Genomic DNA, 13,401 nt, shown 5'->3' with positions numbered 1-13,401 from the left:
GCTAGTGACTCCTAATAGTAGAAATTAAAAAGGCGCTTAAAGTTTTTTAACTTTGAGTGCCTTTTTTTGTTACTTTTTGGTATATTTTACGAATAGATATATTGTAGAAAATAGGAGGTATATAAAATGATGACTTATGATGAAGTAATGGAAGCGATAGAAAGAGGGTTTATCAAGGGAGATAAAATCAGTATTATTCGACGAAATGGCAAGATCCATGATTATGTTTTACCAGGAGAGAAAGTAGAACCTGGAGAAATAGTGGAAGAAGAGGACTTAGATGTTGTCCTTGAAGAGTTGAAGGAGTTCTAAAATGATGCAGCTTTTAAGTAAGATGATTCTTATGGTCTCGCAAAAGGGATACAAGAGTGATAAAATAGCCTCAATTATTTAAAATGGAATGACTGCGTACTATAAGGTAGGTGACTCAATAGGAAGGATAATTTCTGTTTGAAAATATTCTCCTTGTTCACTTGTGATTATCATACTACCTCCATGTAAATCAACAATTTGGTTAGAAATTTTTAGTCCCATACCACTTCTGCGAACTCCAGAAATATCAAAATTAAATTCCTCAATTTTATTAATATTTTTAAGTCTATCTGTAGAAGTTCCAATTCCATTATCACGTATAATAACTGAAAATTTATTACGGGAAATATAGTTAAGGACAATCTGAATATTACAACCAGAAGGGTTATGCAATACAGAATTATAAATGAGATTGTGAATAACTCTAGACATCAAAGATTTTTCAATGTACATTTTTTTACCCAACAATTTATTATCAGGAATAAACTCAAAATTAAAATCATTCCAAATCTCTTGATTAATAATTTGTATGATTATTTCCTTAAAGAAGGGTATAATGTCTGTTATTTCTTGATTTAATTTTAAATTACCGTTTGTTAGTCTAGCGAATATGTTGAGATCGTTTAGCAAATTTTGAATATAGTGACTCTCAATCAGCGTAGGTTTCAAATTTTTTAATAGGTCATCATTGTCTGTTTTTTCAATAGCTAATGATGCATTAGCCACGATAACTGAGAGTGGGGTTTTGATGTCATGAGCTATTCCAGAAATCCAATTCTCTTTGAATTCTTCATTTTTACGTAGTTTTTTGTTAGCAGAGTTAACCGCTAAAGTTAATCTATCTAATTCTTGAACAGAATTTACCTGTTTGTTTAAACCGACAGGTAATTTACCTATTGCGTTAATAATTGGCTGGATGTTGCGATTTAAGAAAGTAACACTATAAAGGTATAGGAATAGGCAAAATAGGCAGTTAACAAATATGATAACTAAAATTAAAATCGGAAAAATTTGAATTCTCTTTAGATCAAAGAAATTATTTCCGTATCTAATGATACTTTCTTTTGGAAATGCAATTATATAAATATCTTTTTGTTCTTTTTTTATTTGAGTGAATATTGGATAGTCATCTAAATAATAACGTGAAAACTTAATGACATCGGCATAATCAAATTGTGTTTTTATATTTTTAGGTTTTTTGATATTAAACTTTTCATTTCCACTTTTTTGATCAAGAATCATGACCCATAAGTTGTGCTTTTTAATCAGTTTTTTTGCAGTTTGATTAACTTTATATGTTCCATTTGATGGGGTGATGTTCGAAGATACACCTTGTATGATATCTATAGGAGATTGTTGGCTACGGATAAAGTTGGTTGTAGCTACTAATAGAACAAAATCGATAAATATTATGGTAAGAAAGGCGAGAATAAATTTTAATATACCTTTTTTGAAAATATTCATAGAGGACTCCGTAAATTCAGATAACTAACTTATAACCCAGCCCTTTGACTGTAATGAGGTGACGTGGTTTTGATGGGGATAATTCTATCTTCTCTCTTATATTACGAATATGTACCATTAAGGATTTTTCATATCCGAAACTATCTATTCCCCAAATAGTATCGCAGATTGCTTCTGTTGACACAATATAGTTTTTATTGGTATATAGTTTTCTTAGAATCTGTATTTCAGTTGGAGTTAGCGATAAATGCTGTTCCTCTTTTTTTACACTAGCATTATTTAAATCAATGATACAAGAAGTTAACGTTATTAATTCTGATTCTCCTTTATATGCTCTCCTCAGTAAAGCAATTATACGATAGATTAAAGTTTTTGGAAGAAATGGTTTTGTGACAAAGTCATCACCACCTGAATCTAATCCTTTAACTTCATCATCTGGATTATTTTTGGCTGTTAAAAATAAAATTGGTATATCAGAAGTTTTTCTGATGTACTGAGCAAGTAGATAACCTTCTCCATCCGGCAACATTACATCTAGGATAATGAGATCTATTTTAGAAATAGAAAAAATATCTATTCCTTCGCTAATACTGTAAGCATTACTAATATTTTTAAATCCCCTGCTCACCAAAACTTCTTTAATAGATTTACTAAGTGAAACATCATCGTCTACTATTAATATCCGTTTGTTTAATAGCTGCGCTTCGAAATTCATATACGCGCCTCCCATAAAATTTATTTTAATTATACCATAAACCATCTTACTTTAATAAACTGTAGGCAGATAGGAAATTTAAATTCTTAAAAATAATTTTAAGATTTCTTTACTCTGTCTTAACCTAGTCTTCGTAAAATTTACTTGTAACAAAGATACTTAGTCTCAAAATAATAACGGATTATCAATAGCTTTGAATAGTCATGTGCTAGAGGTAACTTAGCAGATTATTCTTAAATCTTAGAAAGAGGAAAAATATGAAAAAAGATGTAGTTATCGAATCAATTAAAGAAGTAAGTCTTGAAGAGCTTGATCAAATTATTGGAGCTGGGAACGGTGTGTTTAAAACTATCTCACATGAGTGTCATCTTAATACCTGGGCATTTCTTGCTACATGTTGCTCATAATAATTATTAATTTAGAGAGAGGAAAATTATGAAAAAAGATGCAATTATCGAATCAATTAAAGAAGTAAGTCTTGAAGAACTTGACCAAATTATTGGAGCTGGGAACGGTGTGTTTAAAACCATTTCACATGAGTGTCACTTGAATACTTGGGCATTTCTTGCTACATGTTGCTCATAATTTTTGATGACTAAGTATCTACATTGTTATATAAAGAAGAGGGAAACCTCTTTTTTTTATATGATGAATTTTGTTTATTTATTCATTCATGTAGTTCATATAATTTATGACTATATATTAAATTAGAAATTTATCTTGACTTTACTTTGCCTTAAACTTGTCTTTATGTTGCAATTTTAGAATCAATTTATAAAGAAAAATAATTTCGAGCCAGACTCGACATGAAATTTAATGAGGTTATAGACTATGAAAAATAATAAAATTCATCTAGAAGCTTTGGAAGCGTTACAAGAACTAAAAATGGAAGAAATAGATAATCTTTTGGGCGGAGCTGGTCATGGAGTAAATACTATTTCTGCTGAATGTCGTTGGAATAGCTTACAAGCTATCTTTACCTGTTGTTAATTTTTAGAAAGGTAAGACAATGAATCATCAAGAACAATTATATAGTCAGTTTAATAAATTTCCTAAAGTTTTTATTGAAAAGAAAATACCTGAAGTTCTTAATGAGGATGTTAAGGTACTAAAACAGGTTGAGAAAAATATATCAGACTATTATCGATCTACATTAATTTATTTGATTAACGAAAAACGTATTGAAGGGAAGTTAATTGGCGATACAGCTGAGCTACGATATGATTATTTTAATAATGTATTATGTAAAAATGGTGATATTTTAGAAGAAATAGAGGAAAGATTTCCGACTATTAGTCAACGTGTCATCATCAGTATAGAGCAGTACCTTGATTTGCTTAAATGCGTAAAAAAACATTTTTCAATAGACTTTTCAATATTGAAAAAAATAAAATTTATTTGCTCAGATGATGAATATCCTAATTTAAACAATCTTGATATTAAAGTAACAGGTGATATTCATAATGGAAGTGGAGTTTGTATTTTATCTTATGAGGGACAAAAATTAGTTTATAAGAAAAAATCGTCAAAACCAAATCATCTTTTAAAAAAATTGGATAATCAAGTTAGCAAGTATTTAAAAAAAGAGATTCAGTTTGTACCTGACTTTTTAGATAGGGAAGGTTACTTTTGGGAAACTTTTATAGACAGTAAACCAGTTTGTTCGATTGATGAAGCGAAAGAGTTTTATAAAAGAATGGGTTATCTTGTAGCATATGCTTACATTTTAAATATTTCTGACTTGCATTTCGAAAATCTTATTTCACATAATGTTCAGCCTATCCTAGTAGATGCTGAGACAGTATTTTCTGTAAGTCCGTATGAAACAGTAGCGGATAATAATGCTACTTTAGAGATAATTCGGGATAGCAGAAATTCAGTACTATCTACAGGATTGTTACCTGTGTCTGAAGCCGATAAAATTTTTGGAGGAGATACTAGTGGAGTTTTAGGGGGCACTCTTATTGGTGAAGCAAGAGTGCTGATAAACCAGAATAGAGATGATATACATGTTGAAAAACAAAAATATAAAACAGAAAATCAAGCTCACTTACCTTATCGAGTAGGACAAACGGGATTAAGGAATTATTTAAATGCAGAAGATTACATTGATTCCATAAAAATGGGCTACCTAGAGTTAGGTCATTTTATTATTGATAATAAAGAATTTCTAAAACAACTTTATTTAAGTTTTAGTGATTTAAAAACAAGAGTTTTATTTAGAAATACTAGAGATTACAGTTTAGTCCGTCAATTGTTGACTTCACCAATTTATTGTAATCAGTCAAATGTTTTATTTGAAAAGATGTCTGATAAATTATCAAATTTTGAAAGTTTGAATTTATGTGAATCTGAAGAAAAACAATTACTTAATATGAATATTCCATATTTTTATTCTCGTATTAGTGATGTCGACATTAAAGATAATGAGACTATAGTATGGAAATTAAAAGAATCTGCTTTAACCGAGGCATTAAAAAAATTGGAAAGATTTGACTTGAGCATAATGAAGGAACAAGTCGGTTTAATTGAATTTTCTATTAAAACACCAAATGCTTTGTATAGTACCGAGCTTCAAGAGTCGTACAAAAAATTTAATAATTTAAATTCAGATAAAGAGGTTTTGTTTGCTGGTATCAATACGCTAGTTGATACCATTTTGAATAATGAGAAATGCTCTAAATTAGATGGAAGTACAAATTGGTTAACGCTTAAAGTTACAGATTATGATGCATTTAAACTTGAACCTATGGATCTATCTATTTATGAGGGAATTTCTGGATTATCAATTGCATTATGTGAAGTCTACGATTTAGTGAATAGTGAAAGACAGGAGAAAATTTATAATTGTATACATAGAATTTTTCTAACTCTCTCAAACTCTTACGATAGTGTGCAAAATCAATCGTACTACGTTGGAAAATTAGGTATTCTTTCTGCATTGAAAAGAATACAGTTGATTACGGGACAAAAAATCTCAAAGTCAATTTTAGATAGAAATAAGGATTACAGTTTAGATTTGAATGTTTCGAGTGCAGATTTTCTTTCAAGTTTTCCTAATGAGATTGTTGCTCTGTATAGAAGTGATTTGTCAATTAAAAATCTTCGACAAGCCTTAGATAAATTAATTGATTTAAAGGTTAATTATGAGAATTATATTGCTTGGGATAATTTGGAATCAAATAATGTTAGTTTAGCACATGGAAATCTAGGAATAGAATTGGCATTACACTATATTGCTGGAATTTTGGATAATTCTAAAGCCCTAGAGATGTTATTTCAAGCGAATAACTTTGATAATCGCCAAAAAATATCTCAAGGTTGGATAGATAAAAGAAATAATTCAACCAGTGCTAATTGGTGTCATGGCTCAACAGGAGTTCTTGTTGCAAGATTAGCTCAACTAGAATTGGATAAAAAATTTCAGCTAATTCCTAGTGCTAGAAGAAAAGAGTTAGAAGCTGATATTAGACATGCAGTATCTCAAATAATTGAAGTTGGATTCAATATGACCAATTTTTCTATTTGTCATGGAACTAGTGGAAATTTGTTAGCACTTAACTATTATCGTTCATATCTTAAAGGACACGAAGCACAAGAGTTGGAAAAAATTTTGGAAATTGAGTATAGGAAGTTGCATTCATTTGGTTTAGAAAATGGGTGGATGTGCAGTTTTAATACTAAATATAATGTTTATGGGATTATGAATGGTTTGTCAGGGATATTATATTCTACAGCCAAGTATCTAAAAAGAGATAATTCTCTAGACCTTCTAATCCCTACTCTATAATCAGCGATAGGAAGGAAACTTTATACATGAAGATTGTTTTGCAAAATAACGAGGAGGATTGCTTATTAGCATGTTATACAATGCTATTAAATGATCTGGGGCACAAAGTCCCTTTATATGAGGTATATAATAAAGATACCCTACCAGCGGATGGTCTGAATGTATCGTACTTACTATCTCTTAACGAGAGGTTTGGAGTAACCTTGAATGCATACCATGCTACATATGAGGATATATGTAAAATCTATAAGGAACAGAAACAAAGGATGATTCTCCACTGGAATAATGATCATTTTGTTGTTCTAGAAAAGATTACTGCAACCCAAGTTATGATAGTAGATCCAGCAATTGGTCGAGTAAAATATAGTTATGAAGAATTTATAAAACACTACTCTAAAACAATAGTGTTGATAAGTAAAAGTAAGAATTTTCAAAAGCAAAAATATAACCAAATTTTTTGGAAATATTTTATACAAACTTTGAAAACAAAAACAATTATTTTATTTTTAGTTTCATTAGTGTTAATCCAGATCAGCGTTTTAATATTTTCGGTAGTATTAAGATACATGTTAGCGGAAAAATTTAAATTCTGGGCCAGTATCATTCTTCTAGCGGGGGTAGTTTTATTCCAACTATTTGGATATTTTATTAAAAATAATGCACTGGATGAATATAATTTAGATTTTGATAATAATTATAGCAGAATACTTTTTGAAAAATTATTGAAAAAGCCACTTTTATATTTTAGAAATCATTTAAGCGGTGGAATTTCAGAAAAGATTAATTTCAAATCTACCTTAAGGGATAATGTTACTTTAAAAATTATTCCGTCATGTGTTAGTTTTATTTCAGCAATTGTTATTTTTATATATCTGATGACTATTTCAGTCAAATTAACAGTGATTCTAGTTACGATGATTTCAGCGTATAGTATTATTTCAATATTTCTTTATCGCAAACAAAACGAATATAATCAAACCTATTTGCAGTATCTAATTGATTTTAATTCGGAATTGCAAATGGATTTAGACGATATTGACTATATCAAAATTATGAGGCGGGAAGGTTTGACCTTTAGTTCATGGATGGATATTAATAAAAAAGTTACTGAAAAGTATTCACAGATTTTGAAATTTGAAAATCTTACACAGCTGATTGGTACGATTTTTAATTATATTAGTCTCTCGGTAATCATCATAGTAGCAGTTTACTATGAAAATTATATACATGTTTCCATTTCAGACCTATTAGTTTATCAGACTAGTATTTCGTTATTAGTATCAGCTATTGAGCAAGTTAAGGGGGCTGCTTTTGAAGCTATAAGGTTAGGTGTCTATGCAGAAAAACAAAGTGATTTATTAAAAGACAGTAAACCAATTTTAGTACAAAGCTCGAGTTCAGACGAGTATTTGATAAAAGCTGAAAAGTTGAATTTTTCTTATGGCATGAAGCCGATTTATAATGATATTGATTTAACAATTGGTAAAGGAGAAAAAGTTGCTATCGTAGGGAAATCAGGTAGTGGGAAATCAACGTTATTACTGTTATTAGCAGGTATGTTACGTTATAATGGCTCATTAAAATATGGTATCGAAAATTTTGAAGAATGTTTGAGTGTTGTTCTTCAGAATATGACCTTAAGAAAGGGAAGTGTATTAGAAAATTTGGAGTGGGATTCAGATGATTTAACACCCCTATTTCAAGTATTAAAAGATACCTCGGCAGATGAAGTTATTAACCAATTGCCAAATAAAGTTCATTCAAAATTATTAAAACAAGGGAAAAATTTATCGGGGGGACAAATTCAGAAACTATTAATAGCTAAATCGTTACTTAAAAATGAAGGTATCATTTTTTGGGATGAAGCATTCAGTAACCTCGATGAACAAAGTAAAAATAAAATTTACACCAATATTCTAAAAAATAGTAATTATTCAAAAAAGACTATGCTGATGGTTAGCCATCATCTAGATATTGTTGAATATGTTGATTACATTATCTATATAGACGATGAGACAGGTAAAGTCTATAAAGATACTCATAGTAATCTAATAAAAACCAATGAAAGTTACTTCAACTTCATTAATTCAAAAGTATAGAAAATATCTTGATCTATCTTAATGTTATCTTTAAGATGATAAAGTAGAATTACATTGTAAAGAAAGGAGTAATCCTGGCTAAAAGGATTACAAGGAAATTAATGAGATGAATAATATTATTGAATTGAAAAATCTTAAAAAGGTCTATAAAGATACTACTACAGTGGATCTTAAGAAACTGACAGTCAGAGAAGGGGAAATCTATGGTTTCTTAGGTCCCAACGGCGCAGGGAAAACAACTACGATGAAAATGATCTTATCTTTGGTGGAGCCTACTTTAGGAGAGATTTTAGTCAATGGTCAAAATATCAAAGAGAATAATGATTACCTAAATCAAATTGGATCGATGATTGAGGAACCATCTTATTATCCAAATTTAACGGGATATGAAAACTTATTAGTATTTCAAAAAATGGTAGGTTTTGATGAGGATAATATTTGGCCAACTTTGAAATTAGTTGGATTGGCGGAGGACAAAAATCGTAAGAAATTAGTGAAAGCCTATTCCCTAGGGATGAAGCAACGTTTAGCCTTAGCTTTTGCTTTAGTTAAAAAGCCCCAAATTTTATTATTAGATGAACCGACTAATGGTCTTGATCCAGCAGGGATTCATGAAATTCGTGAGTTGATTGTTAAATTAGCAAAAGAAGAAGGCTTAACAGTCTTTATCTCCAGCCACATCTTATCAGAGATAGAACAAATTGCTGATCGGGTTGGTATTATAAATCATGGTTGTTTAGTTTATGAAGGAGAGATTCGAGAGATCAAATCAAATACTTGGATTGAGATTGGTGGCGATTTTTCGCAAAATAATATTGTTCAACACTTAGTTGATTTCGGTTCAGTCAGAGTACGGGAAGCATCGGCGAGTGAGGTTAAATTAGACGATATGAGTAACGATCGTCTTGCGGATATTATCACCTATATAACCGACCTTGGCTTTAGAATTTTTCGTGTCACTAGAGAAAGTGAGACATTAGAAGATATTTTTCTGGAACTAACAAAGGAGGTATAAGATGAGAGGTGTGTACATTGAATGGTTAAAAAGTAGACGAACAAAATCTTTTTCAATTGTTACTCTTTTGATGATTGTAGCGACATTGTGGAGTATTGCAATGTTTATGTCTGCTTTTTCGCATCCAGAGTTAAAAAATGTCGGAACTTTATTTAGTAATCAGAATGTGAACCTTCTCATGCTTCCTATTGCTGTTTCTGTATTTGTGAGTCGAATTGTGAGTAATGAACGAGAAGGACAGACCTTTAAATTACAAGCTACAAATGGCTTAGGTTTGATGACGATCTTTAGACATAAATTTTTATTTACAATGGTCTTCTTCTTTGTCATGTCTTTTGCAGAAATTGTAGCTATCTGTTGCTTTGGAAAACAATCTGGTATCTCAATTCCTATGGACATTGTAGGAGTTCAATTTTTAGGACAATTACTATCTATTTTCGCTCTAGTTTCTATCTATTTAACGTTAGCAATGGTACTAGAAAAACAAGGCGTATTACTGGCTTTAGGATTGTTAGGAGGTTTTTTAGGAATCGTCTTAAATCCAAGAAGTTATGGTTTTGCTAGTTTGCTTAATCCGTTGACCGGAGCAGGCAGTTTAGCACCTTATAAGTATCACTTTCTTGGGGATGGGGCATATACCTACCTCTTGGATCAACAGTTACCTTGGAAACTAGTATTCTTTATGATTTATTGTTTGATGTTATACGGTTTAGCTAATGTTATTTTGAGAAAGAGAGGAAGTTGAAATGAGACCTTATGTTTTTGCTGAGTGGAAAAAGACTCGCAAATTACAATTGTTCATGATTGGAATGGCATTTTTGGTTTTTTCTAGCTTTATCGGTTTAGGAGTTTATTTTGCTAATAGGGCTGTCTTAATTGATAAGACACAATCCCTTGTTTTATGGGGACAATTAACATTTTATAACAGTACACTTCTCTATCCTCCTATGTTAGCCATTATTGTGGGACAGTTACTGATGCCAGAATTTGAGAGAAAAAACATTGAGATGTTAAAAGCTAATCAAGTTTCAATGGATAAATTGTACTTTGGAAAACTATTAAGTGGCTTCTTTCTGATTCTTTCCGTCCAACTTTTTTTACTACTTATTTTTGTTGTAGCTGCTAAAGTTGACGGGATTTCGTTTGACCTCAGTTTAGCAGTTCATATTAAATGGCTTCTGTTGTCAGTGGTGGCCTCTTTTCCGATAATGACGCTTCAATCCTTCGTAACCGCAAAGACTCGTAATTTTAGTAAAGTTGTTGGAGTTGCTACAATTGGTAGCATGTTAAACTTTGTGCTGATTTTTATTAACGAGAATCTTACAAAGTTTTTCCCTTATTCTCAACCAATGATTGCCCTACGTAGTCGTTCATTAACAGATATGTCCTTAATAGATTTGACGATTTTTCTAGTTGTTAATAGTCTATATAGTTTACTTTTCTATAAATTAACAGTGGCAGCTTTGAAGAAAAACGAATAATGTTTTAAAAATATATCCATTGTTTATGTCAGAATAAGGAAATTTCAATCAAAAATTTGGATACTGTCAATAATTATGTGTAAACACTCAAGTAGAGTTATGGAGTTTTAGTCAAATAAGGATGGCCATACGACAATAGTCGTATAGAGTCATTTCACGAAACGATCAAAAAGGAGTGTATTTACGCCGAAACTGATGTTAGTATGATTTTATGGACACGTTTTGGTAGAATAGTATCTACCTAAAGGAGATGTCCAAATGAGCCAAAAATATACCAAAGAGTTCAAGGAAACTATTGTTCAATTACATGAAACAGGCTATCCTGTTTCAGATCTAGTCAAAGAGTACGGAGTTGCCAACCAAACTATATACAAATGGCTTCAACTATACGGGAAGTCTGGCAAATCTAAAGCTGAAAATGTATCCCTTCATGAACTCCAACAAATGCGCAAAGAGATGGCACAATTTTTGATAAAATTATATCAAAGTGACGAAGTTGTTGGTTTAGTTGATGTTAAAAACTTTGAGTTCCACCTTAGTGGGCCATTGTTTAACCATTGATTGTTACATGTGATAAAAAAGCTGATGAATTTATATTTCATCAGCTTTTTTGAGAGCTTAATTTGACTATTAGCTTATTTTGATAGTTAGATTTTTATTCAGAGCAAGTGCAATTTTGCTCATTGTTTCAATGCTTGTGTTATGTCCACGTTCAATGCGAGCAATGGTAGACTGTGGGACATGAGATAGGGAAGCTAGCTCCCTTTGGGTGAGACCTGCTGTTTGTCGTGCGTCAGAAACTGCAATAGCACTTTCCAAAATAGCTTTTTCAGTTAAAAAGCCTTCTTTAAAATTTTTGTCTGCTAGTTCGTTTTCTAAAAAATCATCAAATTTAATTGTGGTCATGGTTGTTGTCCTCAAATTCTTTCTTTAAATCCTTAGCGTGTTTTATCTCACTCTGGGGTGTTTTTTGTGTTTTTTTGGTAAAGCCATGGGTGATGATGTAGCGTTCATTGATAACATGAAAATAAAGTGCCCTTTGAATGTTAGAAGCAACCTTTGAGCGGATTTCAAAGATGTCGTCATCTAGCTTTTTCACCCATTCCATACGTTGAGCAACTAAAAGACCATGCTCTTGTATAGTGGCGATAGTTGCCAGTAATTTTTGTTTGTCTTTAATTGGTATAGTTTGTAAAAATTCTAGGAACTCGGTGTGTCCATTTAACCGAGTATAAAACTCAAATTTTGGCTTTTTCATTGTATCTCCATGATAGCATATATTGTTCTTTTCTTCAAGAATAATGGTGTGAACTTTATCCAAATGCTATGTTGCAATCATATAGTAATTATGTATTTTTTATTCTTAATCTTAGTTTTGGTTGTGAAAATAGTTGCGAAAATAGTAGTAAATTTATTCCATCTGTTGACGGTTGAGATAAACTCTAAGTGACATATATGTATGCCAAAGGAACACTTTGGGTATTTCTTGTAATTTTAGATTAATTTCTATATTCGGATAGTGTTGTAGTATGTCACTAAATAAATGGAAATTATAACTAAAGTAGAATTGGATTTGGTATAATAGTAATTGAATTCACTGCACAGTAATTTTATGTATAACTTGAAAATTATTGACAGTATCGAAAATCAAAAACTGTTAGAGCAAATGAAGCAAGATGTTTTTTCAAACTTTTCTCGTTTTGCTAGAAAGCAGTTGTTAAAACCTGATTTTGAAACATTGATAAGATGAATTTACAAGCTTTTGTTAATGACAACTATGATGTTTTAGATATCAGTACAGGTCAAACTGAAATTATACAGGATTTCATTTCTATACAAGAGATTTCAGAGACACTAAATTATTACATGGAAAATATGTTAAAGTTAAATTGTAAAGGCAAATTTAGCTGAAAGGAGCACTCATGACACCGCAAGAAATGTGGAATGCATACAAGAAAATTAACCCCTCTATCGGAGATGAGATAGATGCCTGGGCTTTTGGAGTGGAAGCTGATCTCTTGGCAGACTTGGTTTTAAAAGGTGAAAAGACGGCAACTGCTTCAGCTTACGATCTTTACGCTCTAGCGGATGAAGCCCTTCCACAAGAAGGGACCTTTGATATCATTTTAGATAGCCAAGATCAGGCTGTCTGCATTGTCGAAATAACAAAGGTTTCTGTTCAGCCTTTTCATCAAGTGTCAGCTGACCATGCCTTCAAGGAAGGGGAAGGTGACAAATCCCTAGCCTATTGGCGTCAGGTTCATGAGGACTGTTTCGCTGAGTGGCTGAGAGAGGCAGGAATGACTTTTACACCTAATAGCAAGGTTGTTTTAGAAGAATTTCGCAAGGTTTATCCATTATAGAACATGAGAGTGGGACAGTTGAGTAGGACTGTAAAAGCTGATGAAATCAGCGTAGTAGAGCCCACTCAACCATTGCGTCTTGCTCGGCAATCCAAAGACAATTGAGAGGCTAGGACTTTTGTCCCAGTCTCTTTTTAAAGGGGATATTCGAGATGCGTTTTA

General features: G+C 31.5%; 14 protein-coding genes and 2 pseudogenes. 12 read left to right on the top strand and 4 right to left on the bottom strand.

From position 1 onward, the window contains the following. Positions 1–126 precede the first annotated feature (126 nt). Positions 127–312, top strand: coding sequence for a competence regulator inhibitor paratox (locus HMPREF2637_RS05135; RefSeq protein ID WP_070839405.1), 186 nt, complete (start codon positions 127–129; stop codon positions 310–312). A gap of 99 nt (positions 313–411) precedes the next feature. Here the strand turns inward: HMPREF2637_RS05135 and HMPREF2637_RS05130 are convergent, their stop codons facing one another. Together HMPREF2637_RS05130 and HMPREF2637_RS05125 are read right to left on the bottom strand one after the other, a co-directional pair. After that, positions 412–1,776 carry a sensor histidine kinase gene (locus HMPREF2637_RS05130; RefSeq protein WP_070839439.1) on the bottom strand — a complete coding sequence of 455 codons (1,365 nt, stop codon included), beginning with the start codon at positions 1,774–1,776 and terminating at the stop codon, positions 412–414. Between the two features lie 16 nt (positions 1,777–1,792). After that, the gene (locus HMPREF2637_RS05125; protein WP_070839547.1) at positions 1,793–2,491 is read right to left on the bottom strand and encodes a response regulator transcription factor; all 699 of its coding nucleotides are present in this window, start codon (positions 2,489–2,491) and stop codon (positions 1,793–1,795) included. A 257-nt stretch (positions 2,492–2,748) separates the two neighbouring features. Between HMPREF2637_RS05125 and HMPREF2637_RS05120 the strand changes: the two genes are divergently transcribed. The 10 genes and pseudogenes from HMPREF2637_RS05120 to HMPREF2637_RS11535 form a co-directional block, all read left to right on the top strand. Further along, the gene (locus tag HMPREF2637_RS05120) at positions 2,749–2,898 is read left to right on the top strand and encodes a lacticin 481 family lantibiotic (protein ID WP_037601371.1); all 150 of its coding nucleotides are present in this window, start codon (positions 2,749–2,751) and stop codon (positions 2,896–2,898) included. 28 nt (positions 2,899–2,926) lie between these two features. Beyond that, a complete protein-coding gene (locus HMPREF2637_RS05115) occupies positions 2,927–3,076 on the top strand; it encodes a lacticin 481 family lantibiotic (RefSeq protein WP_195918055.1) in 150 nt (49 codons plus the stop codon). Between the two features lie 246 nt (positions 3,077–3,322). Further along, positions 3,323–3,481: a lacticin 481 family lantibiotic gene (locus HMPREF2637_RS10860; RefSeq protein ID WP_080702563.1), complete on the top strand. Its 159-nt coding sequence runs from the start codon at positions 3,323–3,325 to the stop codon at positions 3,479–3,481. Between the two features lie 19 nt (positions 3,482–3,500). Further along, complete coding sequence (locus tag HMPREF2637_RS05110; RefSeq protein ID WP_070839436.1) at positions 3,501–6,281, top strand: type 2 lanthipeptide synthetase LanM family protein; 2,781 nt, start codon at positions 3,501–3,503, stop codon at positions 6,279–6,281. A 26-nt stretch (positions 6,282–6,307) separates the two neighbouring features. Continuing rightward, positions 6,308–8,380 (top strand): cysteine peptidase family C39 domain-containing protein, encoded by a 2,073-nt coding sequence (locus HMPREF2637_RS05105; protein ID WP_070839433.1) that lies wholly within the window; start codon positions 6,308–6,310, stop codon positions 8,378–8,380. A gap of 106 nt (positions 8,381–8,486) precedes the next feature. After that, positions 8,487–9,395 carry an ABC transporter ATP-binding protein gene (locus HMPREF2637_RS05100; protein ID WP_070839430.1) on the top strand — a complete coding sequence of 303 codons (909 nt, stop codon included), beginning with the start codon at positions 8,487–8,489 and terminating at the stop codon, positions 9,393–9,395. Position 9,396: 1 nt separating this feature from the next. Continuing rightward, positions 9,397–10,140 carry an ABC transporter permease gene (locus tag HMPREF2637_RS05095; protein WP_070839425.1) on the top strand — a complete coding sequence of 248 codons (744 nt, stop codon included), beginning with the start codon at positions 9,397–9,399 and terminating at the stop codon, positions 10,138–10,140. A 1-nt stretch (position 10,141) separates the two neighbouring features. After that, positions 10,142–10,876, top strand: coding sequence for an ABC transporter permease (locus tag HMPREF2637_RS05090; protein WP_070839422.1), 735 nt, complete (start codon positions 10,142–10,144; stop codon positions 10,874–10,876). Positions 10,877–11,134: 258 nt separating this feature from the next. After that, positions 11,135–11,323 (top strand): annotated as a pseudogene (locus HMPREF2637_RS11540) (transposase); the annotation flags it as partial. A gap of 3 nt (positions 11,324–11,326) precedes the next feature. Then, a pseudogene (locus HMPREF2637_RS11535) lies at positions 11,327–11,437 on the top strand (oxidoreductase); the annotation flags it as partial. Between the two features lie 69 nt (positions 11,438–11,506). Here HMPREF2637_RS11535 and HMPREF2637_RS05080 read toward each other — a convergent pair. Beyond that, positions 11,507–11,782, bottom strand: coding sequence for a helix-turn-helix domain-containing protein (locus tag HMPREF2637_RS05080; RefSeq protein ID WP_070839416.1), 276 nt, complete (start codon positions 11,780–11,782; stop codon positions 11,507–11,509). Continuing rightward, a complete protein-coding gene (locus HMPREF2637_RS05075; RefSeq protein ID WP_061597416.1) occupies positions 11,769–12,134 on the bottom strand; it encodes a type II toxin-antitoxin system RelE/ParE family toxin in 366 nt (121 codons plus the stop codon). Before HMPREF2637_RS05075 ends, HMPREF2637_RS05080 begins: the two co-directional genes overlap by 14 nt. A gap of 664 nt (positions 12,135–12,798) precedes the next feature. Between HMPREF2637_RS05075 and HMPREF2637_RS05070 the strand changes: the two genes are divergently transcribed. Then, positions 12,799–13,239 carry an ASCH domain-containing protein gene (locus HMPREF2637_RS05070; protein WP_070839414.1) on the top strand — a complete coding sequence of 147 codons (441 nt, stop codon included), beginning with the start codon at positions 12,799–12,801 and terminating at the stop codon, positions 13,237–13,239. Positions 13,240–13,401: the final 162 nt, after the last annotated feature.

Source organism: Streptococcus sp. HMSC065H07, assembly GCF_001837325.1.
GTDB lineage: Bacteria > Bacillota > Bacilli > Lactobacillales > Streptococcaceae > Streptococcus > Streptococcus salivarius_H.
This window is presented reverse-complemented; position numbering and strand designations above follow the sequence as displayed.